The 24,711-nt window shown below is 62.8% G+C and carries 19 protein-coding genes and 3 pseudogenes; 11 read left to right on the forward strand and 11 right to left on the reverse strand.

What is annotated here, in order from left to right; genetic code table 11:
• Positions 1 to 111 precede the first annotated feature (111 nt).
• Positions 112 to 1,291 (forward strand): annotated as a pseudogene (locus tag ACVWYI_RS04285) (extracellular catalytic domain type 1 short-chain-length polyhydroxyalkanoate depolymerase).
• Between the two features lies 1 nt (position 1,292).
• Here the strand turns inward: ACVWYI_RS04285 and ACVWYI_RS04290 are convergent.
• Positions 1,293 to 1,595 (reverse strand): hypothetical protein, encoded by a 303-nt coding sequence (locus tag ACVWYI_RS04290; protein ID WP_456651898.1) that lies wholly within the window; start codon positions 1,593 to 1,595, stop codon positions 1,293 to 1,295.
• Between the two features lie 131 nt (positions 1,596 to 1,726).
• Here ACVWYI_RS04290 and ACVWYI_RS04295 point away from each other — a divergent pair, with 131 nt between their 5' ends.
• Positions 1,727 to 2,107, forward strand: a complete 381-nt coding sequence (locus tag ACVWYI_RS04295) for a winged helix-turn-helix transcriptional regulator (protein ID WP_247442059.1) — start codon at positions 1,727 to 1,729, stop codon at positions 2,105 to 2,107.
• A gap of 5 nt (positions 2,108 to 2,112) precedes the next feature.
• Here the strand turns inward: ACVWYI_RS04295 and ACVWYI_RS04300 are convergent, their stop codons facing one another.
• Positions 2,113 to 2,781 carry an MBL fold metallo-hydrolase gene (locus ACVWYI_RS04300; RefSeq protein ID WP_354103345.1) on the reverse strand — a complete coding sequence of 223 codons (669 nt, stop codon included), beginning with the start codon at positions 2,779 to 2,781 and terminating at the stop codon, positions 2,113 to 2,115.
• A gap of 172 nt (positions 2,782 to 2,953) precedes the next feature.
• On the opposite strand from ACVWYI_RS04300, the gene ACVWYI_RS04305 reads away from it, so the two are divergent.
• On the forward strand, positions 2,954 to 4,552 hold the full coding sequence (locus ACVWYI_RS04305) for an alpha-amylase family glycosyl hydrolase (protein WP_456661319.1): 1,599 nt from the start codon (positions 2,954 to 2,956) through the stop codon (positions 4,550 to 4,552).
• Between the two features lie 14 nt (positions 4,553 to 4,566).
• On the opposite strand, the gene ACVWYI_RS04310 is transcribed toward ACVWYI_RS04305, so the two are convergent.
• Complete coding sequence (locus tag ACVWYI_RS04310) at positions 4,567 to 6,264, reverse strand: alpha-amylase family protein (RefSeq protein WP_456661320.1); 1,698 nt, start codon at positions 6,262 to 6,264, stop codon at positions 4,567 to 4,569.
• A 119-nt stretch (positions 6,265 to 6,383) separates the two neighbouring features.
• On the opposite strand from ACVWYI_RS04310, the gene ACVWYI_RS04315 reads away from it, so the two are divergent.
• The gene (locus tag ACVWYI_RS04315) at positions 6,384 to 6,872 is read left to right on the forward strand and encodes an MmcB family DNA repair protein (protein ID WP_354103413.1); all 489 of its coding nucleotides are present in this window, start codon (positions 6,384 to 6,386) and stop codon (positions 6,870 to 6,872) included.
• A gap of 164 nt (positions 6,873 to 7,036) precedes the next feature.
• Here ACVWYI_RS04315 and ACVWYI_RS04320 read toward each other — a convergent pair whose 3' ends face one another.
• Positions 7,037 to 7,591, reverse strand: a complete 555-nt coding sequence (locus ACVWYI_RS04320; RefSeq protein ID WP_211395226.1) for an ActR/PrrA/RegA family redox response regulator transcription factor — start codon at positions 7,589 to 7,591, stop codon at positions 7,037 to 7,039.
• Positions 7,592 to 7,694: 103 nt separating this feature from the next.
• Complete coding sequence (locus ACVWYI_RS04325; RefSeq protein ID WP_456661321.1) at positions 7,695 to 9,005, reverse strand: ActS/PrrB/RegB family redox-sensitive histidine kinase; 1,311 nt, start codon at positions 9,003 to 9,005, stop codon at positions 7,695 to 7,697.
• A 107-nt stretch (positions 9,006 to 9,112) separates the two neighbouring features.
• On the opposite strand from ACVWYI_RS04325, the gene ACVWYI_RS04330 reads away from it, so the two are divergent.
• The 4 genes and pseudogenes from ACVWYI_RS04330 to ACVWYI_RS04345 all read left to right on the forward strand — a co-directional run bounded on the left by ACVWYI_RS04330 (position 9,113) and on the right by ACVWYI_RS04345 (position 13,240).
• Positions 9,113 to 9,916 (forward strand): ABC transporter ATP-binding protein, encoded by an 804-nt coding sequence (locus ACVWYI_RS04330; RefSeq protein ID WP_456651896.1) that lies wholly within the window; start codon positions 9,113 to 9,115, stop codon positions 9,914 to 9,916.
• A pseudogene (locus ACVWYI_RS04335) lies at positions 9,913 to 10,732 on the forward strand (ABC transporter permease). Before ACVWYI_RS04330 ends, ACVWYI_RS04335 begins: the two are co-directional and overlap by 4 nt.
• Positions 10,733 to 10,854: 122 nt before the next feature.
• A complete protein-coding gene (locus ACVWYI_RS04340) occupies positions 10,855 to 12,183 on the forward strand; it encodes a polyhydroxyalkanoate depolymerase (RefSeq protein ID WP_247351646.1) in 1,329 nt (442 codons plus the stop codon).
• Between the two features lie 217 nt (positions 12,184 to 12,400).
• Positions 12,401 to 13,240, forward strand: coding sequence for a M48 family metallopeptidase (locus tag ACVWYI_RS04345; RefSeq protein WP_247442073.1), 840 nt, complete (start codon positions 12,401 to 12,403; stop codon positions 13,238 to 13,240).
• A 392-nt stretch (positions 13,241 to 13,632) separates the two neighbouring features.
• On the opposite strand, the gene ACVWYI_RS04350 is transcribed toward ACVWYI_RS04345, so the two are convergent.
• The gene (locus ACVWYI_RS04350; protein ID WP_456661322.1) at positions 13,633 to 15,840 is read right to left on the reverse strand and encodes a transglycosylase domain-containing protein; all 2,208 of its coding nucleotides are present in this window, start codon (positions 15,838 to 15,840) and stop codon (positions 13,633 to 13,635) included.
• Positions 15,841 to 16,008: 168 nt separating this feature from the next.
• On the opposite strand from ACVWYI_RS04350, the gene ACVWYI_RS04355 reads away from it, so the two are divergent.
• Positions 16,009 to 16,434, forward strand: a complete 426-nt coding sequence (locus ACVWYI_RS04355; protein WP_456661323.1) for a DUF1330 domain-containing protein — start codon at positions 16,009 to 16,011, stop codon at positions 16,432 to 16,434.
• A gap of 118 nt (positions 16,435 to 16,552) precedes the next feature.
• Here the strand turns inward: ACVWYI_RS04355 and ACVWYI_RS04360 are convergent.
• From ACVWYI_RS04360 to ACVWYI_RS04370, 3 genes and pseudogenes are all read right to left on the reverse strand, one after another.
• Positions 16,553 to 17,780 (reverse strand): annotated as a pseudogene (locus ACVWYI_RS04360) (ABC transporter substrate-binding protein).
• Between the two features lie 233 nt (positions 17,781 to 18,013).
• Positions 18,014 to 19,255 (reverse strand): ABC transporter substrate-binding protein, encoded by a 1,242-nt coding sequence (locus tag ACVWYI_RS04365; RefSeq protein ID WP_247351656.1) that lies wholly within the window; start codon positions 19,253 to 19,255, stop codon positions 18,014 to 18,016.
• Positions 19,256 to 19,404: 149 nt separating this feature from the next.
• A complete protein-coding gene (locus ACVWYI_RS04370; protein ID WP_354048358.1) occupies positions 19,405 to 19,761 on the reverse strand; it encodes a DUF1304 domain-containing protein in 357 nt (118 codons plus the stop codon).
• Positions 19,762 to 19,859: 98 nt separating this feature from the next.
• Between ACVWYI_RS04370 and ACVWYI_RS04375 the strand changes: the two genes are divergently transcribed.
• Positions 19,860 to 20,390 (forward strand): methylated-DNA--[protein]-cysteine S-methyltransferase, encoded by a 531-nt coding sequence (locus ACVWYI_RS04375; protein WP_354048058.1) that lies wholly within the window; start codon positions 19,860 to 19,862, stop codon positions 20,388 to 20,390.
• Between the two features lie 17 nt (positions 20,391 to 20,407).
• Here the strand turns inward: ACVWYI_RS04375 and ACVWYI_RS04380 are convergent, their stop codons facing one another.
• Positions 20,408 to 20,776, reverse strand: a complete 369-nt coding sequence (locus ACVWYI_RS04380; protein ID WP_354048060.1) for a nuclear transport factor 2 family protein — start codon at positions 20,774 to 20,776, stop codon at positions 20,408 to 20,410.
• 187 nt (positions 20,777 to 20,963) lie between these two features.
• Here ACVWYI_RS04380 and ACVWYI_RS04385 point away from each other — a divergent pair, with 187 nt between their 5' ends.
• A complete protein-coding gene (locus tag ACVWYI_RS04385; RefSeq protein WP_456661324.1) occupies positions 20,964 to 21,863 on the forward strand; it encodes a LysR substrate-binding domain-containing protein in 900 nt (299 codons plus the stop codon).
• A gap of 30 nt (positions 21,864 to 21,893) precedes the next feature.
• Here the strand turns inward: ACVWYI_RS04385 and ACVWYI_RS04390 are convergent, their stop codons facing one another.
• Positions 21,894 to 24,683, reverse strand: coding sequence for a [protein-PII] uridylyltransferase (locus ACVWYI_RS04390; protein ID WP_354048064.1), 2,790 nt, complete (start codon positions 24,681 to 24,683; stop codon positions 21,894 to 21,896).
• Between the last annotated feature and the right edge of the window lie 28 nt (positions 24,684 to 24,711).

The following is a 24,711-nucleotide window of genomic DNA, read 5'->3' on the forward strand; positions in this document are numbered from 1 at the left end:
GCAGGTTCTCCCGCGATTTAGGAGATCACGACAGCACACGGTCTTTTTATTTTGCACTGCAGCAACTATTTGGTTTGGGTGGACGTTGAACGTCGCCTGTCAGGAGCTGCCGTGTCGTTAACCAGAAATATCGATCTCTTGAGACGTCTGCCAAAGCTGGACGGATTGCGCTTCGCCGAGTTCGGCCGGAGCGCCGATACGTCCAGTCCGTTGCAAGAGGTGACGAGCTTCGGCGACAATCCCGGCAATCTGCGCATGTTCTCGTTCGTGCCGGCGCAGTTGCAGAAGCCGCGCGCGCTCGTCGTCGTGCTGCACGGCTGCGGCCAGACGGCGGCAAGCTACGACCTCGGTGCCGGCTGGTCGACGCTCGCCGAGCACTACGGCTTTGCACTGCTGATGCCCGAGCAGCAGCGCGCCAACAACGGCAACACCTGCTTCAACTGGTTCAGTCCGGAGGATACCGCGCGCGATAGCGGCGAGGCGCGTTCGGTTCGCGAGATGATCGCGCACATGACCGAAACGCATCGCGTCGATCCCCGGCGCATCTTCATCACGGGCCTGTCCGCCGGTGGCGGCATGACGTCGGTGATGCTCGCGACCTATCCGGAAGTTTTCGCGGCCGGTGCGGTCATCGCGGGACTTCCCTACGGCATCGCGACCAACCTGCGCGAGGCGCTGGACGGCATGTTTCATTCCCCGGGCGCGGCCCGCGCGCGAGCTCGGCGATCTGGTCCGGCGGGCCTCCAATCATCGCGGTCCGTGGCCGAAGATGTCGGTTTGGCACGGCAGCGCCGACCGCACCGTTAATCCCGGCAATGCCAACGAGATCGTCAAGCAATGGCTCGACCTGCACGATCTGCCTGAATTGCCGATGGCGGAGACCAATGTCGACGGTTATCCGCGCCAGGCCTGGTGGAACAAGGACGGCGAGACCCTCGTCGAGTCCTACGCTATCACCGAGATGGCGCACGGCACGCCGCTCGGCATCGCCGACAACGATCACCGCTACGGTGTGGAAGGCGCGTTCCTGATCGAGGCCGGCATCTCCTCATCCTACCACATCGCAAAATTCTTCGGCCTGACCGGCTGGATTGCGGATGCCGCGAAGACGGCGGAGGCGAAGCCCGCCGCCCCGTCGAAGCCGCCGCTGACATCCGCGCCGCATCTGGCCCGTTCGATCCGCGCTGCGGTCGCCGAAGAACCGGCCGAGCCGAAGCGCGAGGAGGTCCGCGGCCTCGATCTCGGCCAGATCATCACGCGCGCGCTCACGGCTGCGGGATTGATGAAATAACTCAGGCGGTCGCGCCGATCCATTCGATCGGCGTCACCGTCACCTCGCCGCCGGCGACCTTGCGCGTCATCTCCTGATAGGCCTTGAAGAAGTCGCGCGATTGCAGCGTTTTTTGCGCGGCATCATCCGTGACGCTGGCGAGATGAAAATAGCTGCCGTCGTCGCGATTTTTGAGGACACGATAGCCGATCCGTCCTTTCAACTCCGGATCGCCGTCGATCGCCTTGATGAAGCGGCCGACCTCCTGGTGCCAGGCCTCCGTCGTGCCGTTCTTGAATTCGTACCGGATCATGAAGTGCTTCATGTGACGCTCCCTGTTCGTCTTGTGCGTCATCATCTGCGCGCTGGTAGCGATCCTGCAAGTATGGACCAAATTGATAGTATGGACTTTTTCGGCGCTGCTCCTATCGTCTTCCCGAAGATGGAGGAGACGACATGGCCAAGGAAAGTGCAAAGCCGAACCCGGCGCGGGCCTGTCCGGTCGCGGCCTTTCAGAAAATGATCAGCGGCAAGTACAAGCTGCGCATCGTCTGGGACCTCAAGGACGGCCCGCGCCGCTATGGCGAGATCAGGAGCGGATTGCTGCGCGGCACGGAAGGCAGCGCCGAGATCACGCCGCGCGTGCTCAGCCGCGAGTTGAAGGCGCTGACCGAAAGCGGCCTGATCGACCGCAAGGATTTCGGCGAGGTGCCGCCGAAGGTCGAGTATCGCCTGACACGCAAGGGCAAGAGTTTTGTGCCGGTGGTCGCCGCGATCCGCGATTGGGGCGATCGTAACCTCAGTGAGCTCGCAGCGCTGGCAGACGCCGCAGAATAGGCCCCTTACATCTCGCCGGTGATGAACGGATTGGTCATCCGCTCCTGGCCGATGCTCGAGCCGGCGCCGTGGCCGCAGATGAAGCCGACATCGTCGCCCAGCGGCAGCAGCTTGGTCCTGATCGAGTCGATCAACGTCGCGTGACTGCCGCCGGGCAAATCGGTGCGTCCGACCGAGCCCGCGAACAGGACGTCGCCGACGTGGGCGAAGCGCATGTCCTTGTTGAAGAACACCACGCTGCCGGGCGAGTGACCGGGGCAATGATAGATGTCGAACGTGAGACCGCCGATCGCGACGGTGTCGCCCTCGTCGAGCCAGCGGTCCGGCTCGAAATTGCGTCCCCCTGTCATGCCGAAGCGGGCGCCGCTTTCGACCACGTTGTCGAGCAGGAATTTGTCCGCGACATGCGGGCCCTCGATCGGTACCTTCAGCGCATCGCGCAATTCGGCCGCGCCGCCGACATGGTCGATATGGCCGTGGGTTAGCCAGATCTTCTCCACGGTGACGCCGGTCTGCTTGATGGCGTCCAGGATCTTCGGCACGTCGCCGCCGGGATCGATCACCACGGCCTTCTTGGAAGGCTCGTCCCAGATGATGGTGCAATTCTGCTCGAACAGCGTCACGGGAACGATGATCGCGCCGGCCTTGGCTTGTGTCTCATGTTGCTCGCTCATGGGGCTCACAATGCCGATTTTTGCCATGCCGCCAAGCAAAAGATTCGTGCCCTGGCCGGGGAACAGGGGCAGCTGCCGTCACACGGCGGTCCCAATTCGCCTGCTGTTTTGAACCGGGGCGCTGCTCTCGCGTTCTCCTGCGCGAGACTCAAGATTTCAGGTGGTTTCCCGCATGGCTCAGGGTGGCAGCAATTGGTGGCGCGACGGCATCTTCTATCAGATCTACCCGCGCTCGTTTCAGGACTCCGACGGCGACGGTGTCGGCGATCTCGCCGGAATCCTCCGGCGGCTGCCTTATGTGAAATCGCTCGGCGTCGACGCGATCTGGCTGTCGCCGATCTTCCCCTCGCCGATGGCCGATTTCGGCTACGACATCTGCGACTATACCGGCATCGAGCCGCTGTTCGGCACGATGGAGGACTTTGATGCGGTGCTCGCGGCCGCGCATGACAACGGCCTCAAGCTGATCCTCGACCTCGTGCCGAACCACACCTCGGACCAGCATCCCTGGTTCGTCGAGAGCCGGTCCTCGCGCGATAATCCCAAACGCGACTGGTACATCTGGCGTGATCCGGCAGGCGATGGCGGGATTCCAAACAATTGGCTGTCCGAGTTCGGCGGCAGTGCGTGGCAGTTCGACGGGACGACGGGACAATACTATTACCACGCCTTCCTCGCACAGCAGCCCGACCTCAACTGGCGCAATCCTGACGTCCGCGCGGCGATCTACGAGGTGATGCGGTTCTGGCTCGAGAAGGGCGTCGACGGCTTTCGGGTCGACGTGATCTGGCACCTGATAAAGGACGCCGATTTCCGCGACAATCCGCAGAACCCGCATTATGTCGAGGGCCGGCCGCCGAACGAAAGGATCCTCACGCAATATTCCACCGACCAGCCGGAGGTGCACGACGTCATCGCAGAGATGCGGCGTGTCACCGATGCGCATGATGCGCGCGTGCTGATCGGTGAGATCTATCTGCCGCTGCACCGGCTGATGGCCTATTACGGCAACGACCTCACCGGCGCGCAGATGCCGTTCAATTTCGCGCTGCTCTCGACGTTCTGGAGCGCGCGCTCGATCGAGAAGATCGTCGGGGATTACGAGAAGGCGCTGCCGAAGGGCGCCTGGCCGAACTGGGTGCTCGGCAATCACGATCGCCCGCGCGTCGCAAGCCGCATCGGCGAGGTGCAGGCCCGCGTCGCCGCCATGCTGCTGCTGACGCTGCGCGGGACGCCGACTCTCTATTACGGTGACGAGATCGGCATGCATCAGCTCGCGATCGCGCCGGAGGACGTGCGCGACCCCTTCGAGAAGAACGTGCCCGGCATCGGTGTCGGCCGCGACGGCTGCCGCACACCGATGCAGTGGGATTCATCCGGTTTCGCCGGCTTCTCCGACGTCAGGCCGTGGCTGCCGTTGCCGGAGGATCACATCCACGAAAACGTCGTCAATCTCGAAGCCGATTCGCGTTCGATCCTCGCGCTCTACAAGCGCCTGATCGCGTTACGGAAGGCATCTCCGCCGCTGATCGCGGGCGACTATCATCCGATCGCGGCGCAAGGCGATCTGCTGGTCTATCGCCGCGAAGCCGAGGGCAGGGCGGTCATAGTCGTGCTCAATCTCGGCCCTGAGCCGATTGCCGTGACTACCAGCGCGCTAAAGTTTGACAGTGAGATTCTGCTGTCGACGTTTCTGGATCGCGAGGGGGAGAAGCTGGAGGGCGTGCTGGATCTGCGGGGCAATGAGGGTGTGATCATCGCAGCGTCCTAACTGTGCGGCGCCATCTACCCCGGATGTTTAATCCCCCGCGCCGTTTCGTCGATATCGCTCCGCTTCAACAGATAATCCAATCCGCCGACGCGGTACCAGCGATATCCATACGGCTCCAGCACGATGCGGTGCTGGCCGCGTTTGTCGGCGTGGCTGTGGTCTTCCGCAAGCAGATTGATCAGGTGCTCGCCGGCATCATCAGGAAGCGCCACGGAAAATGCGATCTCGCGCGGCTTCTCGTCGAGATTGTGCACGAACAGCACGGAATTGTTGCGCCAGTCATAGCGCATGATGAACACGGCGGGATCGCGCGTCGCAATGATCGCGAAATCGCCCCAGCCGATCTCCGGCACCTCCTTGCGCATGCGGACGATGCGCTCTGTCCAGTTCAGCATCGAGTTGGGATCTCGTCGCTGTTTCGCGACGTTGACATGCGGGTAGCCGTAGGGGCCCTTGTCGATGACGGGGCATGCCGGCTTCTCGCTCTCGGTGAAGCCGCCCTGGGGCTCGGTCGACCATTGCATCGGCGTGCGCGCGCAATTGCGCTCCGGCAATGAAAGATCGTCGCCCATCGCAATCTCGTCGCCATAACGGATCACGGGCGTCCCCGGCAGCGTGCACATCAGGCTGTAGGCGAGCTCGAGCCGCCTGCGGTCGCCGCCCAGCATCGGCGCGAGGCGGCGGCGAATGCCGCGGTCGTAGAGCTGCATGTCCTTGTCGGGGCCAAATTTCTTGAACACGATGTCGCGCTGCGCCTTGGTCAGCCGCCCCAAATCGAGCTCGTCGTGATTGCGCAGGAACAGGCCCCATTGCGCCGCGGCCGGCCGCGGCTTGGTCGCCTTGAGCGATTTCGCCAGCGGACGGGAGTCACCGGACGCCAGCGCATAGAACAGATGCTGGTTGACGTGGAAGTTGAACATCATGTGCATGCGGTCGCCATCGCGGCCGAAATATTCCATGTCGGTTTCGGGTAGTACGTTGGCCTCGGCGAGGATGATGGCATCGCCTTGCCGCCATTGCAGGAATTCGCGGAATGCGCGCAGCATGTCGTACTGCTCGATCGGCTTCCTCACCTTTGCGCCCTTGGTCGCGATCACGAAGGGCACCGCATCCATGCGGAAGCCTGAGACGCCGAGCTGGATCCAGAAGCCCATGATCTTGAGGATCTCGGCCTGCACGTGCGGGTTCGAGGTGTTGAGATCGGGCTGAAAATCGTAGAAGCGATGAAAGTAATACGCGCCGGCTTCCTTGTCGCGCGTCCATGTCGATTTCTGCACGCCGGGAAACACCATGCCCGTGTTGGCATTTGCGGGCTTCTTGTCGGACCACACGTACCAGTCGCGATAGGGCGAATTCTTGTCGCGCTGGGCTTCCTTGAACCAGTGATGCTGGTCCGAGGTGTGGTTGACCACGAGGTCGATGATGATGCGGATGCCGCGCTGCTTGCAGCCATGGGCGAATTCGACGAAATCGCCCAGCGTGCCGTAACGGGAATCGACGCTGTAATAGTCGGCGATGTCGTAGCCGTCGTCGCGGCCAGGCGAGGTCTGGAACGGCATCAGCCAGATCGTGGTGATGCCGAGCCCGTGCAGATAATCGAGCCGACGCAGCAGTCCCTTGAAATCGCCGATGCCGTCGCCGTTGGCATCCATATAGGTGCCGACGGACAAGCAATAGAACACGCCGTTCTTGTACCAGAGATCGTCGATCATGCGCCGCAGCCTCGATGTTCCGCCGAGGTGCGGCGGCTGCGTGATAAGTGCTAAGACGAGGTCAGGTTCCGCCTTTCGCCGGGAACGACATGGGAGGTGGAATCGGCTATCCTTCCTCCATGGACCACACCGCCCGCATTGCCCTCGTGCCGCCGCCGGACCGCCGTCAGTCCGAGACGGCGCTGGCGATTGCGCGCGGTACGGCGCGGTTGCTGCGCTCGCTCGGCTTCACCTGCATCAGCGAATTGCCGCTACCGTCGGGGCGGCGCGCCGATCTCGTCGCGCTGAACGAGCGCGGCGAGATCTGGATAGTCGAGATCAAATCGTCAGTGGAGGATCTGCGCGCCGATCAGAAATGGCACGAATACCGCGCCCATTGCGACCGGCTGTTCTTCGCCTTCACGCAGGATTTGCCTTGCGGGATATTTCCGCAAGACACCGGCCTGATCGTCGCGGATGCCTATGGCGCGCACATGCAGTGCGAGGCGCCCGAGCACAAGCTCGCTGCGGCCACGCGCAAGCAGATGACGGTGCGATTTGGCATGGCGGCGGCCTTGCGGATCAACCGGCTGGTCGATCCGCAGGGGCATGCGGATTTTTGGGAGTAGCGGGCTCTCGTGTCCCGGACGCGCTGCAACGCGTTGGCGTTGCTGCGCAGCGCCGGGACCCAGAAGACAGGCGGGGCTTCTAGCTCTCTAAAAAGAATGAGGCCCCGGCTCAACAGCGCATCACTTCGTGCTGCGCTGCGTCCGGGGCACGGTAGCCGTGAGTATTATCGCGGCGCGCGCTTCGCTAGAATCCGCTGCAACGTGCGCCGGTGCATGTTCAGCCGCCGTGCCGTTTCCGAGACGTTGCGGTTGCACATCTCATAGATGCGCTGGATGTGTTCCCAGCGCACGCGGTCGGCGGACATCGGGTTCGCCGGCAATTCGGATTTGTCCGAGCCGGTCGACAGCAGCGCGGCGACGACGTCGTCGGCATCCGCGGGCTTGGAGAGATAATCGATCGCGCCCATCTTCACCGCGGTCACGGCGGTGGCGATGTTGCCATAGCCGGTCAGCACGATTGCACGGGCGTCGGGGCGCTTCTTCTTGAGCGCCGAAACCACGTCAAGACCGTTGCCGTCGCCGAGCCGCAGATCCACCACGGCGAATGCGGGAGCCGCCTTGCCGATCTGCGCCAGACCGTCCGAGACAGTGTCGCATGACGTCACCGCAAACCCACGCGTTTCCATCGCGCGCGACAGCCGCTCCAAAAACGGCTTGTCGTCCTCCACGATGAGAAGCGAGCGGTCGGTCTGTTCGTTCAATTCGGCGATGGCGTTCAAGGTTTTGTCCTCTCTCCAGCGCGTCTACATATGGCGTCGCAATCGGGCGGTGCCAAGGCCGCCAATAGTCGATCGGCCGTGCTGTGCGACGCAAGGTCGCGGGCTATCCTATTGTTTCTTCGAAGGTCTCGATAGCCTCAAAACGCTCTCGCGGCCACGTGATCTGGACCACTGCGCCATGGTCCGGAAAGGTTCGGTTGGTAAACGAGACCTTGGCGCCGGTGCGTTCGAGCAAGGTGCGTGCGATGAACACGCCCAATCCCAGCCCGCCGCCTTCGTCCTGGGTGCGTCGCCGCGACAAATAGGGCTCGCCGATCCGTTTCAGGATGTCGGGCGGAATACCGGGGCCGTCGTCGGAGATCACGATCTCGATCATGTCGTTGTTCCACCACGCGTTGACCTCGACCGTGGTGCGGGCGAAATCGACCGCGTTCTCGACGATGTTGCCGACGCCGTAGAGGATCGCCGGATTGCGCGAACCGACCGGCTCGGCCACGATGGCGACGGCGATACGCACCTTGATATCGACGCCGAAATCGCGGTGCGGCGCCACCACCTCCTCGATCAGCTCCGACAGCTTCATGCGGTCGAACGGCGCGCCTTCGGCGGAGAGCTGGGTGATCTTGCTCAATATGTCGCGGCAACGCTGCGTCTGCTCGCGCAGGGTCTTCAGGTCGGCAGCAAAATTCGCATCCTTCACCGTCTTCTCCAGCTCGCGCGAGATCAGGAAGATCGTCGCGAGCGGCGTGCCGAGTTCGTGCGCTGCGGCCGCAGCCAGGCCGTCGAGCTGGGTCAGATGCTGCTCGCGCGTCAACACCAGCTCGGTGGCGGCCAGCGCGTCCGCAAGTTTCCGAGCCTCTTCGGTGACCTGGAACGAGTAGAGGCTGGTGACGCCGATCGCGAGCACGATCGAGAGCCAGACGCCGACGAGATAGATCGGCGGCAGCACCAGCGGATCGTCGGAATCCCAGGGCAGCGGCAGATGGAAGAAGACCAGGACCGAGGCGCAGGCGACAGCCAGTACGCCGAGGCCGAAGGTGAAGCGGGCCGGCAGCGCGGTGGCCGAGATCAGCACGGGCGCGAGGAACAGGAACGAGAACGGGTTCTGGAGTCCGCCGGTGAAGAATAACAGACCCGCCAGCTCCACGATGTTGAGCGCGAGCAGTCCGGCCGCCTGCATCGGCTCCAGCCGCTGCAGCGGATTGGACACGGTCTGGAGCGCCAGATTGAGCGCCGCCGACAGGGCGATGATACTGACGCAGGGGACGATCTCGACGTCGAATTCCAGCCCTTGCGCCACGATGAAAATCGCAGCGAGCTGGCCGAGCACCGCGAGCCAGCGCAGCCGCAGGATCGTGTCCAGGCGGATATGCCGCTGCGAGGGGCGGAAGTCGGAAGCGGCAATTTCAGTCATGTCGGCCAATTTTGCGGTGCCTTCTCGATCACAAACGCAGAGCTCGCGGAACCCCCCGGGATTACAAGCCTTGCGCTCTCCGCAGCAATAGCAGAAGAACGCCCAGCATGACCGAGAATGACAAGGCTTCAAGTCGGCCGACTGTCGCGGATCGCAGCTCATCCGCGGCCATCGCGGTCGATCACCTCGTCAAGGTCTACAAGCAGACCCGTGCCGTCGACGATATCTCGTTTTCGCTTCCGCGCGGCAGCATCACCGGCCTTTTGGGCGGCAACGGTGCTGGCAAGACCACGACCATTGCGACGATCATGGGTCTCGTGCTGCCGACCTCCGGCCGTGTGCAGGTGCTCGGGCATCGGATGCCGGAGGAGAGCGCTTCCGTGCTGGGGCGGATGAATTTCGAGAGCCCCTATGTCGACATGCCGATGCGGCTCACGGTGCGTCAGAACCTCACCGTGTTCGGCAAGCTCTATGCGGTGGAGAACCTGGCTGGTCGCATCGCTGAGCTCGCCGACGATCTCGATCTCACCGATTTCATCGACCGCGCCAACGGCAAGCTCTCCGCCGGGCAAAAGACCCGCGTCGCGCTGGCCAAGGCGCTGATCAACCATCCCGAGCTGCTGTTGCTGGACGAGCCGACCGCCTCGCTCGATCCTGACACGGCCGATTGGGTCCGGGGTCATCTGGAGCGCTATCGCAAGGCGAACAACGCCACCATCCTCCTGGCCTCACACAACATGCTCGAGGTCGAGCGGCTCTGCGACCGTGTCATCATCATGAAGCGCGGCCGTATCGAGGACGATGATACGCCCGAAGCCATCATGGCCCGCTACAACCGCACCACGCTGGAAGAGGTGTTTCTGGACGTCGCGCGTGGCCGGGTGAACGGCGCGAAGGAGGCGGCGCGATGAGCGAGATTTCCCTCCATCGCGGCATCTCCATGCACCGCATCGGCGCGATGATCCTGCGCTATTGGTATCTCTTGATGTCGTCCTGGCCGCGGCTGCTCGAGCTGCTCTACTGGCCGGCGCTACAAGTGATCACCTGGGGCTTTCTTCAGCTCTACATCGCCCAGAATGCCAATTTCTTCGCGCGTGCCGGCGGCACGCTGATCGGCGCCGTCATCCTCTGGGACATCCTGTTTCGCGGGCAGCTCGGCTTTTCCATCTCGTTCCTGGAAGAGATGTGGGCCCGCAACCTCGGCAATCTCATGATGAGCCCGCTGAAGCCGATCGAGTTTCTGCTGTCGCTGATGATCATGAGCCTGATCCGGCTCGCGATCGGCGTCATCCCGATGACGCTGCTCGCGCTGTTCCTGTTTCACTTCAACGTTTATGCGCTCGGCGTGCCGCTGATCGCGTTCTTCTGCAACCTGATCTTCACGAGCTGGTCGGTCGGCATCTTCGTCTCTGGCCTGGTGCTGCGAAACGGTCTTGGCGCCGAGAGCATCGTCTGGACCTTGATGTTCGCGATCATGCCGCTCGCCTGCGTCTACTATCCCGTCAGCGTGCTGCCGGTCTGGCTGCAATATGTCGCCTGGGCGTTGCCGCCGACCTACGTGTTCGAAGGAATGCGCGCGCTGCTGATCGAAAACACCTTCAGGACCGATTTGATGTTGAGTGCGTTAGCCATCAACGTGGTGCTGCTGGTTGCATCTTTTGGGGCATTCCTTGCCCTTTTGCGCAGCGCCACGAAAGCAGGGTTCGCTGCTGTCGGGCGGCGAGTGACGTCACTTTATCGGTGGATTCAGCATGGTTTGGGCGCGTCGGCCACGTAGATGTACGGAACCATGCATTGACGCAATATTACGCATTCGGCAGTATGCTGCGATGCGAAGAGGAATATAGCGATGCCTATTGGTGAGTTTGGCGGCGCGCCGCCCTTGGCGGCCGAAGGCAGTCCGGTCCTGACGACGCCGATGTACTGGATGTACGAGATGGCGCAGGCCTCTCTCAATCCGGCGCGTGCGGTCACCGACGCGACCAAGCTGCTGTTTCAGAATCCCCTCAATCCGTGGGCGCGCACCGAGGTCGGCAAGTCGGTTGCCGCGGCCTGCGAATTGTTCGAACGCACCACGCGCCGCTACGGCAAGCCGGAATGGGGTCTCGACGACACCGAGGTCAACGGCATCCGTGTCCCGGTCGAGGTCCGCCCGGTCTGGGAAAAGCCGTTCTGCCGCCTGCTCTACTTCGATCGCAAGTTCGCGCGTCCCTTGCGCAGCCCGCAGCCGCGCGTGCTGATCGTAGCGCCGATGTCCGGCCACTATGCGACGCTCTTGCGCGGCACGGTCGAAGCGTTCCTGCCGGCGCATGAGGTCTACATCACCGACTGGGCCGACGCCCGCATGGTGCCGCTCAGCGACGGCCGCTTCGATCTCGATGACTACATCGATTATGTCATCGAGATGCTGCATGTCCTCGGCGGCAACACGCATGTGCTGGCCGTGTGCCAGCCTTCCGTTCCCGTCGTTGCCGCCGTCTCGATCATGGAAGCGCGGCGTGATCCTTTCGTGCCGACCTCGATGACGCTGATGGGCGGCCCGATCGACACCCGCCGTAATCCGACCGGCGTGAACAATCTCGCCCAGGAGCGCGGCATCGACTGGTTCCGCAACACCGTCATCACCAAGGTGCCGTTCCCGCATCCGGGCATGATGCGCGACGTCTATCCGGGCTTCCTGCAGCTCAACGGCTTCATCAGCATGAATCTCGACCGGCACATGGACGCCCACAAGCGCCTGTTCGCCAATCTGGTGAAGGGCGATGGCGACCTCGTCGACAAGCATCGCGATTTCTACGACGAATATCTCGCGGTGATGGACCTCTCCGCCGAGTATTACCTGCAGACCGTCGATACCGTGTTCGTGAAGCACTCGCTGCCGAAAGGCGAGATGACCCATCGTGGAACACGCGTCGATCCCTCCAAGGTCACGCGCGTCGCGCTGATGACGGTCGAAGGCGAGAACGACGACATCTCCGGGATCGGTCAGACCGAAGCAACGCACACATTGTGCAGCTCGATCCCCGATGATCGCCGCGTTCATTACGTCCAGAAGGGCGTCGGACATTACGGCGTGTTCAACGGCTCGCGCTTCAAGTCGGAAATCGTGCCGCGCATCCATGACTTCATGGTGTCGGCGGCGAATCCGAGCTCGTTGCAGGCTCTCGCGGCCGAATAAACGCGTTTTTCGGCTTTCCCGTCGAAAATCCGGGCCCTGTCGGAGGTTCCGACGGGGGCACGCAGCCTCCAGATTCGCGGTATTCAGGTAGCTTTCTAGGAGTGAGTCCAAGCTCACCCCTTGGGGGTGCCGCATGCGCCCAGCGGGGGCGAAAAAACCCGGTTCCAACCCCAGTCTGTAGGGTCTCCCGGACGCCAGACCGCTGTATATTGGGCAAATGATTTGTTTTTGCGCCGAGCGCTTTCCCTGGCGACGGTTATGGCAGAATCCGGGCGCCCTCCTGCCCCCCGGACTGACAGACATGGCCACTCGCGCACTCCTCTATCGGCGGCCCCACGAACCGAAGACTCTCCTGATTACCCATGGGTCGCAATTTTTTGCGATTCGGCTGCGACGGCACCGCCGCGCGCGCCGTTACACGCTCAGAATTCATCCGAGCGATCGCGAAGCCATCCTCACCATGCCGCCGCGCGGCACGCTCGCCGAAGCGAAAGACTTTGCGCAGCGGCACGGCGCGTGGATCGCGGCACGTCTCGGCCGTTTGCCGAAGGCCGCGCCGTTCCAGCCTGGCACAGTGATACCGCTTCGGGGCGTGCCCCACCGCATCGTTCATCGCGCCGGCACGCGCGGTACGGTGTGGGCAGAAGTGCGCGATAGCGGTGAACGCATTCTCTGCGTCGCCGGTGGCGCCGAGCATGCCGATCGCCGCGTCAGCGACTTCCTCAAGCGGGAGGCGCGCCGCGATCTTCAGCGCTCGTCGGAAGCCTATGCCGTCGAGCTCGGCGTCAAGGTGAAGCGGCTCTCGATCCGCGATCAATCGAGTCGCTGGGGTTCCTGCACCTCGGCCGGCTCGCTGTCGTTCTCCTGGCGCCTGATCCTGGCGCCGCCCTACGTGCTCGACTATCTCGCCGCCCACGAGGTCGCCCATCTCGTCGAGATGAACCACTCGGCGCGATTCTGGCGCGTCTGCGGAAAGGCTTGCCCGTCGATGGAGCGCGCCAAGAAGTGGCTCGATACGTACGGCAATGATCTGCATCGGTATGGGGTCGAGGATTAGGGCGCGCTGCTACTCCACCTGATGCTGTCATCGCCCGCGAAAGCGGGCGATCCAGTATTCCGAGGCGGTTGTTATCGAATCGAGAGGCCGCGGCGTACTGGATTCCCCGCCTGCCGCCTACGCTAAAAGCTTCAGCGCCCCGGGACCTCACCTCGGCGAAGCCTTGGCGTAGCCGGGTCGCGGGGAATGACAGTTGAGAATGCGATGATCTCAGCGCGATTTACGCGACTCTCGCCCCACGCAGCGACGGCGCGCGCCGCGCGCTCGATTTTCCCCGCCGCATCAAAGCCTTCGCATCATCCACCGCGCATCGCGCCGGCCATGGCCGGCTACTGTGCATGGGGTTGTTTTCGCAGTTTTTGTTTTGAGGTCACAAGGACCTCAGGCCGAAGCTACCGATTGCCGCCGAACAGCCGGTCCATCAGCCAGCCGTCGAGCCCTGCGGCTGCTTCCGGCCGCGCATTGGCGCGCGTGGGGGGCGGGCGATAGCTGCCGTTGCTGGCCGGTGCGGGCGCTGCCGCTGTTGGCGGCGACACCTGCGACGTCGCCTGCGCGAGGTTCGACAGGCCCCAGGTCGCTTGCGAATTCGGCAAGGCTGCCACCGGCACGCCCTCATGCGCCGTCTTCATGAAGCGCGACCAGACTTCCACCGGCAGGCCGCCGCCGGTCGCCTTCTTGGTCGGCGAGTTGTCGTCATTGCCTAGCCATACGCCGGTGACGAGGTTGGCGGTGTAGCCGATGAACCAGGCGTCGCGGTAGTCCTGGCTGGTGCCGGTCTTGCCTGCTGCCGGCCAGCCCGGGATCTCTGCTTTCTTGGCGGTGCCGCTGATCAGCGTTTCCCGCATCATCGAGTTCATCATGCCGACATAGCGGGGGTCGATGACCTGACTACGCTCGTCCGTCTGGCGCATGTAGAGCAGCTTGCCACCCAGCGTCCTGATCCGCGTGACGACATGCGGCGTCACCGCCAGGCCGCCGTTGGCGAAGGGCGCATAGGCGCCGACCAGCTCGACCACCGAGACCTCGGAGGTGCCGAGCGCGATCGAGGCGTTGGGCTCAAGTTTCGAGGAGATGCCGAGCCGGTGCGCGGTGCGCACCACGTTCTTCGGACCGACCTCGAGGCCGAGGCGGATGGCAACCGTGTTGAGTGACATCGCGAGCGCCTGCGTCAGGGTCACCGCGCCGAAATATTCATGCGTGTAGTTCTCAGGTCTCCAGCCCTTGACCTCGATCGGTGCGTCCTGGCGGACCGTGTCGGGCGTCAGCCCCTGCTCGAGCGCGGTGAGGTACACGAACGGCTTGAACGAGGAGCCCGGCTGCCGCTTGGCGGTGACCGCGCGGTTGTACTGGCTCTCGGAATAGTTCCGCCCGCCGACCATGGCGCGCACGGCGCCGTCAGGCGTCATCGCCACCAGCGCGCCCTGGCTGACATTGAACTTCACGCTCTTGGCCGCGAGCTCGTCGATGATGGCGGCTTCGGCCACGCTCTGAAGCTTTGGGTCGATCGTGGTCTCGACCTTGATGCTCTCGTCGATCTGGCCGACCAGATCGTCCAGCACCTCGCCGATCCAGTCGGCGACGTAATTGACCGTGCCGGCGCCGACCGGCTTCACATTGTAGGAGGGATGGCCGATCGAAGCCTGCGCCTGCGCATCGGTGATGAATTTGGCATCCGCCATCGCCGTGAGCACGATTTTCGCGCGCGCTTCCGCGCCCTCGGGGTTGCGGTTCGGCGCGAGCCGCGATGGCGATTTGACGAGGCCTGCCAGCATCGCGGCTTCCGCGACGGTGACGTTCTTGGCCGACTTGCCGAAATATCGCTGCGCGGCGGCCTCGACGCCATAGGCGCCGGAACCGAAATAGACGCGGTTGAGATAGAGCTCCAAAATCTCGTTCTTGGAATGCTTGCGCTCCAGCCAGATTGCGAGCTCCGCTTCCTGCAGCTTGCGCTGCATGGTGCGCTCCTGGGTCAGGAACAGGTTTTTCGCCAGTTGCTGCGTCAGCGTCGAGCCGCCCTGCGACACGCCGCGATGCATGACGTTGGTGACGAGCGCGCGCAGGATGCCTACGGGATCAATGCCGAAATGCGAGTAGAAGCGGCGGTCCTCGATGGCGATGAACGCCTTGGGCAGATATTGCGGCAGATCCTTCAGCGAGACGTTGGCACCGGCCATCTCGCCGCGCTGCGCCAGCATGCTGCCGTCGATGCCGACGATCTGGATCGTCGGCGGCCGCTTGGGGATTTCCAGCGACTGGATCGGCGGCAGATGGGCGCCGACATAGATCACGACGCCGACCACGGCGATCGCGCCCCACAGGCCCAGCACCGCGCCCCAATAGACCAGGCGGCCGAGACCAGCGCCGATGCGCGACTTCGATCGCCGCTTGGCACTGCCGCGGCCGGCCGGGGCCTTCCGCTCGCGCGGCGACTCGTCGCCGGTATCGTCGCTCTTGCGCTTGGCGGATGATTTCGTTGATCTCTTCGGCTTGTCATCGCCGCCGGGGACGCGGTCCGCTGCGGTCAGGCGCAGGTCGGCGAGCGCCGCGGGCAAGCCGAACAACGGCTCCTTCCGCCCACCCTTTTTCTTTCCCAACCCCATACGCAAAACGCCCGGTCAGCCCGCCCCGCCGCACGCTAGCGGCCGCTGTTTAAGGCCCGGTTACCCGGACGTTAACGCGTGATTAGGAGGTGCGGCATTCGCTGGCCGCAGTTCCGCTGGTTGGGCGGCAGAGCTAGGATCGTCGGCTTGAAACAAGAGGGAGCTCAGATGGGCCACATCGATCCAACCAAGGAGATTTTCGCGCAATTCCGGGACAATGACCGCCCCGGCCCGATCCACATGCTGAACCTGGTGCGCTTGCGCAAAGAGGCGGCCTATCCGGATGCCCGCAAAGCGAGCGGCGCGGAAGCCTATGCGGCCTATGGCCGCGAAAGCGGCCCGGTGTTCGAGCGCCTCGGTGGCCGCATTATCTGGCAGGGCAAATTCGAACTGATGCTGATCGGCCCCGAGGCCGAGCGCTGGGACCATTGCTTCATCGCGGAGTATCCGAGCGTCTCAGCCTTCGTCGAGATGATCCGCGATCCCGTCTATCGCGAAGCGGTGAAGCACAGGCAGGCCGCGGTGGAGGATTCACGGCTCGTTCGGCACGCGGTGCTGCCGGTGGGAAAGAACTTTGGCGAGATACCGACCTGAGTGGCGTGGGCGGACTCCCTTCCCCAGCGTCGTGGCCGGGCTTGGCCCGGCCATCCACCTTACCTGCTTGCTCCAAGAACGTGGATGGCCGGGAGGTTGAAGCAATTCCAGCCGAGAACTAACCCGCCGGACCCGCATCCTCCAGGATCGGTCCGAACAGTTCCCAGCGCTCGCCGTTGAACTTCATCATCTGAAGCTGCTTGTTGACGCGGTAGTCGGTGGCCGAGGTGTTGGCCTTGATGCCCGGCAGCGCGATGTCGCTGGTGACGTCCTTCAGTGAAGCGGCTTGCTTCATGACGTTCTCGCGCGTCAGATCGTCACCGCACTGCTTCAGCACATGGACCAGCAGCTGAGCGGTGCCGTAGCCGTAGGTATTGAAGTTCGAGTCCTTGTCGCCGTCCGGATAGTACTTGGCCATGAAGTCGAAATACTTCTTCATGCCGGAATCGTCCTTCCATTTCGGGTCGAGCGGTTCCTTGCCGTAGTTGACGCTGATCAGGCCCTTGGCGGCATCGAGGCCGGCCGGCTTCAGCACCGCGCCGACCGAAGTGGCGTTGATGTCAACGATCTGCACCGGATGCCAGCCCATCTCGGCGATCTTCTTGATCGCCTGCGCCGCCTGCTTCGGCGTGGTGGCGCTGAAGAACAGGTCGGCGCCGGCGTCCTTGATCTTGAGGACCTGCGAGTCGACCGTGGGATCGGAAACTTCGTAGGACGCTTCGGTCACAATCATCTTGGCGGCCTTGTCGCCAAGGCCGGCCTTGATGCCGTTCAGATAGTCCTTGCCGAGGTCGTCGTTCTGATAGAGCACGCCGATCTTGGCGTTCGGATATTCCTTCAGGATGTACTGTCCGTAAATGCGGCCTTCGACGAAGTAGTTTGGATTGTAGCCCATCGTCCAGGGAAAGTTCTTCGGATCGGTGAACCGCGAGGCGCCGGTCGCCGCGAACAGTTGCGGCACCTTCTTGGAATTGAGATATTTCTGCACGGCTGCGTTCACGGGCGTGCCGATGATCTGGAAGGTCAGGAGCACCTCGTCGCTTTCGACGAGCTTGCGAATCTGCTCCACGGCTTTCGGCGGCGAATAGGCGTCGTCATACTGGATCAGATTGATCTTGCGGCCGTTGATGCCGCCCTGGTCGTTGATCATCTTGAAATAGGCAGCCTGGGTCTTGCCGATCGACGAATAGGCCGACGCCGGTCCCGAAAACGGCATCGTCTGGCCGACCTTGATCTCGGTGTCACTGGCGCCCGGATCATTATTTTTTCTGGGCATGGGCCCCAGAGACCGACAGCGCCAAAGTCAGCGCCGTTGCCGTGACCAGATGCAGAATTCCGTTCCTCATTCGCAATTTCCTCGGTTTGTTATTGCAGGTGATCGATCCTGCTGGATGTCACCGCTGAGGGCGAGTGTGGAGGAGGCGTTGCTGCAACGCAAGGTGGGCCGCGCCAGCAGTTCGTAGGGGCGCTAAAGTATGCGCACCACTTCATCTGCGCACTCCGCCCTCCCCCCTTGCGGGGCGCCGCAAGAGGGGAGGGAGCGAGAGCGCGCGTGCTGTCGCCTGAGAGACGAGTCGATCTAACCCGCCGTGCCGTTGTCCTCGATGATCGGTCCGAACAGCTCCCAGCGTTCGCCGTTGAACTTCATCATCTGCATCTGCTTGTTGACGCGGTAGTCGTTCGGCCCGGTGTTGATCTTGATGCCGGGCAGCGCGAAGCTGGGCGTGAAGTCCTTGATGTTGGCGACCTGCCTCATGACGTTCTCGCGTGACAGGTCGTCGCCGCACTGCTTCAGCACTTGCGTCAGTAGTTCGGCCACCGAATAGGCGTAGGTGTTGACGGTGTTGAGCTTGTCGCCTTCAGGGAAATACTTGTCCATGAAGGCGAAGAATGCCTTCACGCCCGGATCGTCCTTCCACTGCGGATCGCTGGGCTCCTTGCCATATTGGGTCGAGATGATGCCCTTGGAGATGTCGAGGCCGGCCGGCTTCAGCGTCGCCGAGATCGGGCTCGCATTGATGTCGAGAATGTGCACCGGCGTCCAGCCGAGCTCCGCGACTTTCTTGATCGCCTGCGCCGCGAACTTCGGTGTCGAGGCATCGTACAAGAGATCGGCGCCGAGCGATTTCAGCTTGACCACTTGGGAGTCCACGGTCGGGTCGGTCACCTCGTAGGACACCTCGCCGATGATCATGCCGGCGGCCTTGTCGCCGAGCCCGCTCTTCAGGCCAGCAAGATAGTCGCGGCCCATGTCGTCGTTCTGGTAGAGCACGCCGATCTTGGCATTCGGATGCTCCTTGAGAATGTACTTTGCGTAGATGCGTCCCTCGGACACGTAGTTGGGATTGTAGGCGATGGTCCAGGGATAGTTCTGGGGATCGTTGAAGCGCGCGGCGCCGGTCGAGGCCAGCAGCTGCGGGATCTTCTTGCCGTTGAGGTATTTTTGCACGGCGGCGTTCGCCGCGGTTCCGATGATCTGGAAGGTGAAGAGCACCTCGTCGCCTTCGACGAGCTTGCGCACCTGCTCGACGGTCTTCGGCGGCGAATAGGCGTCGTCATACTGGATCAGATTAATCTTGCGGCCGTTGATGCCGCCCTGATCGTTGATCATCTTGAAATAGGCGGCCTGGGTCTTGCCGATATTGGCGTAGACGGAATAGGCGCCGGAGAACGGCACGGTCTGGCCGATCTTGATTTCGGTATCGGTCGCGCCCGTGTCGTATTTCTTCTGGGCATGGGCCTGACTTACGAAGGCCTGGCTGACGGAGAACGCGAAGGCGAGCGCGGCCGTGGTCGTTATGAGGGCTCTGCGATTGGTCATATCGGGTCGTTCCTCCTGACGGAATTTTCGGCCGATGGTCTTTTTCCGTTGATTGCAACGGTCGCCATCGCTGCCGAAGATTGTGGAGGAACGTTCGCCGGCGCGCAAGGATCGCGGCGCTGTGCCGAAGCGTCTCAGGCCAGCGGGCTTTAGGCGAGGAACAGCGCCACCAGCGCGATCGTGGCCGGCAGCGCCTGCACCATCAGGATGCGCGTGCTGACGGTCGCCGCGCCATAAGCGCCGGCCAGGATCACGCAGAGCAGGAAGAACGCCTTGATCTGGAACGCGAAAGCCGGATTGCCGTGCACCAGACCCCAGACCAGGCCAGCGGCCAGGAAACCATTATAGAGCCCCTGGTTCGCAGCCAGCACCTTTGTGATCGCTGCCTTCTCCGGCGTGTTGCGGAAGACCTTCAAGCCTTGCGGCTTGTCCCAGAGAAACATCTCCAAAATCAGGAAGTAAGCGTGCAGTGCGGCAACCAGCGCCACCAGAATATTCGCGATCAGGATCAAGTTGAGCTCCCCCAAGCGTCAGCTTTCGGGTGGACGTTAGCACGGCCGGCGTGGCAAGTGCGATGGCGTGTTTCGATGCAATGGTGCCGCAAATGCCCGCGCGACCGACCACACTGTCTGTAAGCTTCGGCCTCGATCGTCTGGCGACGCCGATCGGGATCGCCCTGCTGGTCACCGACGCCGCGGGCGCCTTGCGCGCGCTCGACTGGGAAGACTACGAGCACCGCATGCGCGAACTGTTGCGCCTACATTACGGTGCGGTGGAGCTGAATGACCAGCCTGCGCCGCCGGAGATGCGGACTGCGCTGACGGGCTATTTCGAAGGCGATTTCGGTCAGCTCTCAGGCATAGCATGGCGCGTCGCCGGCACGCCGTTCCAGCAGAAGGTCTGGAACGCGCTCGCGAACATTCCTGCCGGCACCACGATGAGTTACGGCGCGCTCGCCGCCGGGATCGACATGCCCAAAGCCATTCGCGCCGTCGGCCATGCCAACGGCTCCAACCCGATCAGCGTGGTGCTGCCGTGTCATCGCCTGATCGGCGCAAATGGTTCGCTGGTGAAGTATGGCGGCGGCCTCGAGCGCAAGCGCTGGCTGCTGCGGCACGAGGGGGTGGAGGTCTGAGAGTGCAACCAAATCCATCAGATTTTCGACGTCATCACTTTCTGCGCGATCTTCCAGGTGCCGTTCACCTTTAAGCATGACAACAGGTCCGTGAAGGAACGCGGCGGAATCTGAAATTTCACCTTCAAGAGCGCGAGCTCCCTTTCAACATCGATTGACAGGATCTGATCATCTCGCTCGAAGCCCTGTTGCTTCGGAGCTTTCACGTTGCGAACCGCTGCCAGCCAGGTCGCAATCGGTGTCACGCCCAATTTGCCGTCCTCGGCGACCTTCGTCACTGAACTCGATGGGTGAAATATGGTTGCAAATTTCTCGGCATCCATTTCATAGGCAGCATCGAAATAGGTCTGCGCAAGGAAGCGCAGGGCGGGAACGTCCATATCCATTTGTCATCCTCAAGGCTTTTACACCAAACTCATTCGTGCGGCTCGGCCAACTGCGCCGAGCGTCAACCAGGCCTCATGTGCGGAAAAGTACTGCAGTTCGTCTTCTTGCTCGCTCAAGCTACGGCAGGGTAGCTTATGAGACTAGATGCCTTGTACGGCATGGGCTTGTGAGCAATATTCATAAGTGATGACCAACGAAATGAACGAACTCGCTGCATTTGCAGTCGTGGCCGGTGAACGAAGCTTCACACGCGCTGCGATAAAGCTAGGTGTGTCTCAGTCTGCCTTGAGCCACACAATAAGGAGGCTTGAGCAGCGGCTTGAGCTGCAACTGCTCGCTCGAACAACCAAGAGCGTTGCACCAACCGCTGCGGGGGCGGCTCTTCTGGAAGACTTGTCTCCGGCACTTGAGCAAATTCGTCATGCCCTCGACAAAGCCCGAAGCGTTCGGCGCCGACCCGAAGGTCGGCTTCGAATCGTAATGTCACGATCAGCTGCCGTGATGGTATTGTTACCGCGGCTCCGAGCTTTCGCTGAGGCCTACCCTGACATCGTTCTGGACGTTGTCACCGTCACTGGCCCCGTGGACCTTGTTGCAGGCGAGTTCGATGCCGGTATTCAGCTTGGCGAGTACATTCAAAAGGACATGATCGCGGTTCGTGTCACGCCCGAACTGCGATTGGCGGTAGTCGGATCGCCACGCTATTTCGCTTCACGACACATCCCCAAAAGGCCAAAGGATCTCAACGATCATCGGTGCATTACCCTGCGACTTGCGGGCGGTCCATATCGATGGGAGTTTGAGCAAGGACGAAAGTCGGTCACGATCAACGTCAACGGCCCGCTCATCATTGACGATACTCATCTGGTGATCCAGGCGGCGCTCGCTGGAGTTGGTGTCGGGCTCGCCTATGAAGATCAGGTCGCCGAATATGTTGCGAAGCGCCGCCTTGTTCGCGTGCTGGAGGATTGGACGCCGCCAATTCCCGGCTTCTTCATGTATTACCCCAGTCGTCAGCATCAACCAGTCGCGCTGTCTGCACTGGTGAACGCGCTACGATTCTCTGAACAAAAGGCGGCGCGATGATTGGAAAGGCTCAGAGTCCGTTTGGGAAAGTCAAGCCGCGGGCTGAGCCGCCTTGTCGCCGGCCATCACGTGGATCAGCGCGCTCTTGATCGCGGCCTGGCGTGTCGGCGCGCTGATCTGCGCGCCCAGGAGGTCGGTGACGTAGAACACGTCGCGGGCACGCTCGCCGAAGGTCGCGACATGGGCAGACGCAATGTTGAGATTGAGCTTCGAGATCGCGGTGGTCAGCTCATAGAGCAGGCCGGGACGGTCGAGGCCTGACATCTCGATCACCGTGTAGCGGTCGGACCATTGGTTGTTGATGGTCACTTCCGGCTCGACCACGAACGGGCGCGCCTTGCCGCGCACGGTGCGCCGCGCCACCACTTCCGGCAGGCGCAGCTTGCCTTCCAGCACGTCCTCGATCATCTCGCCGATGCGGGTCGCGCGGCGCCCCTCGTCCTCGTCACGGTCGTATTCCCGCGAGATCGAGATGGTATCGAGCGCGCGTCCGTCGGTCGTGGTGTAGATCTGGGCATCGACGATGTTGGCGCCGGCCGAGGCGCAGGCGCCGGCGATGATCGAGAGCAGCCAGGGATGGTCGGCGGCGAAGATCGTCAGCTCTGTGACGCCGCGCACCTCGTCGAAGCCGACATTGATCGCGAGCTTGTGGCCGGCCTGCTCGCTGGAGCGGACGAAGCGGGCGTGGCGGATTTTTCGCGGCAGCTCGACCTTGAGCCAATAGGCTGGATAGTGCCGGCCGATATAGGCATCGAGCTCCTCCGCCGGCCACTCGGCAAAGGCCATGCGGAATTCGGCGTAGGCGGCCGAGAGGCGTTTTCCCCGGTCGACTTCCGAGAAGCCGCCCGTCAGCACCGGCTCGGTCTCGTAGTATAGCGAGCGCAGCAGCTGCGCCTTCCAGCCGTTCCACACGCCCGGACCGACGCCGCGGATATCGGCGGTGGTCAGGATCGTCAGCAGCTTCATCTGCTCGACCGACTGCACCACGGCGGCGAAATTCTCGATGGTCTTGCGGTCGGAGAGGTCGCGCGACTGCGCGACCGTCGACATCGTCAGATGCTCCTCGATCAGCCAGGCCACGAGCTCGGTGTCGGCCGCGCTGAAGCCGAGCCGCGGGCACAGCCGTCGCGCCACCTTGGCGCCGGCGATCGAGTGATCCTCGGGCCGGCCCTTGGCGATGTCGTGCAGCAGCGTCACGATATAGATCACGGCCCGGTGCTCAGGCCGGATCTTGCGCATCAGGTCGCTTGCAAGCGTGAATTCGTCGAGGCCGCCGCGCTCGATGTCCTGGAGGAAGCCGACGCAGCGGATCAGATGTTCGTCGACGGTGTAGTGATGATACATGTTGAACTGCATCATCGAGACGATCTTGCCGAAGGCGCGGATGAAATGACCGAGCACGCCGGTCTCGTTCATCCGCCGCAGCACGATCTCCGCGTTGTCGGACGTCAGGATCTCCATGAACAGCCGGTTGGCTTCGGGATTCTCGCGCATCTGCGCGTTGATCAGGCCGAGCGAGCGCGTCACGTCGCGCATCGCGTCCGGGTGGAAGGCGAGGTTGTTCTTCTGCGCAAGGCGGAAGATGCGGATCAAATTGACCGGATCGTGCTTGAAGACGTCGGGCGCGGCAACGTTGATGCGGTTGTTGTCGACGATGAAGTCGTCGCTGTCAGGCACGCGCCGCTTCACCGGAGTGGGGCGCAGCCGCGCCATCATCCGGCTCAGCACCGGCGCGGGCTTGGCCTGCTGGTCCTCGAGCTTGGCGCAGAGGATGGCGGTGAGGTTGCCGACTTCCTTGGCGACCAGGAAGTAGTGCTTCATGAAGCGTTCGACATCCTGCATGCCGGGATGCGAGGTATAGCCGAGCCGGACCGCGATCTCGCGCTGGAGATCGAACGACAGCCGCTCCTCTGGCCGTCCCGAATAGAAATGCAGGTTGCAGCGTACCGACCAGAGGAAGTCGGCGCAGCGGCGGAAGGTGCGGTATTCCTGCGCGTCGAATACGCCGCGCTCGACCAGCTCGTTGGTGTCGCGCACGCGGTAGACGTATTTGGCGATCCAGAACAGCGTGTGCAGGTCGCGGAGTGCGCCCTTGCCGTCCTTGACGTTGGGCTCGACCAGATAGCGCGACTGGCCGCCGCGGCGATGCCGCTCCTCGCGCTCGGCGAGCTTTGCGGTGACGAATTCGGACGCGGTGCCTTGAACGACTTCCTTGTCGAAGCGGGCGACCAGTTCTTCATAGAGCGGCTTGTCGCCGGTCAGGAAGCGCGTCTCCAGGATCGCGGTGCGGATGGTCATGTCGCCACGCGCCTGCCGGATCGACTCGTCGACCGAGCGCGTGGCGTGACCGACCTTCAGCCCCATGTCCCACAGGCAGTAGAGGATGGCTTCGGCGACCTGCTCGCCCCAGGCTGTCTGCTTGTAGGGCAGGATGAACAAGAGATCGATGTCGGACTCGGGGGCCATCAGGCCGCGGCCATAGCCCCCGGTCGCCACCACTGCCATGCGCTCGGCGCCGCTTGGGATCGGCGAGCGGTAGAGGTGGCGGGTCGCGGCCGAATACAGGATGCGGATGATCTCGTCCTGCACGTGGCACAGCCGCTCGGCGCAGCGCCGGCCGTGCCGGTCCTTCAGCAAGATCGTTTGTGCCGCGGCGCGCGCCGAGATCAGCTCGGCCTTGAGCAGTTGCGCCATGGCCGTGCGGAATGCGTCCTCACGTCCCTGGTGTCTCTCGGCGAGCGCATCGACCGCGGCGGTGATCCGCGCGGTGTCGAAGCGATCGTCCACCTCGGCCTTGTGCTCAGTTGCGACGCTGTCCATGTCTCACCGGATATAAGAGGCCGCAGGC

The sequence above is a fragment of the Bradyrhizobium sp. LB13.1 genome, assembly GCF_054056815.1.

Bases quoted from the DNA above. Each gene is read 5' to 3' on its own strand.
- ACVWYI_RS04390 (WP_354048064.1), bottom strand. From the start codon at position 24,683: ATGGACAGCGTCGCAACTGAGCACAAGGCCGAGGTGGACGATCGCTTC.
- ACVWYI_RS04305 (WP_456661319.1), top strand. From the start codon at position 2,954: ATGGCTCAGGGTGGCAGCAATTGGTGGCGCGACGGCATCTTCTATCAG.
- ACVWYI_RS04350 (WP_456661322.1), bottom strand. From the start codon at position 15,840: ATGGGGTTGGGAAAGAAAAAGGGTGGGCGGAAGGAGCCGTTGTTCGGC.
- ACVWYI_RS04300 (WP_354103345.1), bottom strand. From the start codon at position 2,781: ATGAGCGAGCAACATGAGACACAAGCCAAGGCCGGCGCGATCATCGTT.
- ACVWYI_RS04315 (WP_354103413.1), top strand. From the start codon at position 6,384: ATGGACCACACCGCCCGCATTGCCCTCGTGCCGCCGCCGGACCGCCGT.
- ACVWYI_RS04340 (WP_247351646.1), top strand. From the start codon at position 10,855: ATGCCTATTGGTGAGTTTGGCGGCGCGCCGCCCTTGGCGGCCGAAGGC.
- ACVWYI_RS04355 (WP_456661323.1), top strand. From the start codon at position 16,009: ATGGGCCACATCGATCCAACCAAGGAGATTTTCGCGCAATTCCGGGAC.
- ACVWYI_RS04330 (WP_456651896.1), top strand. From the start codon at position 9,113: ATGACCGAGAATGACAAGGCTTCAAGTCGGCCGACTGTCGCGGATCGC.
- ACVWYI_RS04345 (WP_247442073.1), top strand. From the start codon at position 12,401: ATGATTTGTTTTTGCGCCGAGCGCTTTCCCTGGCGACGGTTATGGCAG.
- ACVWYI_RS04365 (WP_247351656.1), bottom strand. From the start codon at position 19,255: ATGACCAATCGCAGAGCCCTCATAACGACCACGGCCGCGCTCGCCTTC.
- ACVWYI_RS04375 (WP_354048058.1), top strand. From the start codon at position 19,860: ATGCCCGCGCGACCGACCACACTGTCTGTAAGCTTCGGCCTCGATCGT.
- ACVWYI_RS04290 (WP_456651898.1), bottom strand. From the start codon at position 1,595: ATGAAGCACTTCATGATCCGGTACGAATTCAAGAACGGCACGACGGAG.
- ACVWYI_RS04385 (WP_456661324.1), top strand. From the start codon at position 20,964: ATGACCAACGAAATGAACGAACTCGCTGCATTTGCAGTCGTGGCCGGT.
- ACVWYI_RS04295 (WP_247442059.1), top strand. From the start codon at position 1,727: ATGGCCAAGGAAAGTGCAAAGCCGAACCCGGCGCGGGCCTGTCCGGTC.
- ACVWYI_RS04325 (WP_456661321.1), bottom strand. From the start codon at position 9,005: ATGACTGAAATTGCCGCTTCCGACTTCCGCCCCTCGCAGCGGCATATC.
- ACVWYI_RS04310 (WP_456661320.1), bottom strand. From the start codon at position 6,264: ATGATCGACGATCTCTGGTACAAGAACGGCGTGTTCTATTGCTTGTCC.
- ACVWYI_RS04380 (WP_354048060.1), bottom strand. From the start codon at position 20,776: ATGGATATGGACGTTCCCGCCCTGCGCTTCCTTGCGCAGACCTATTTC.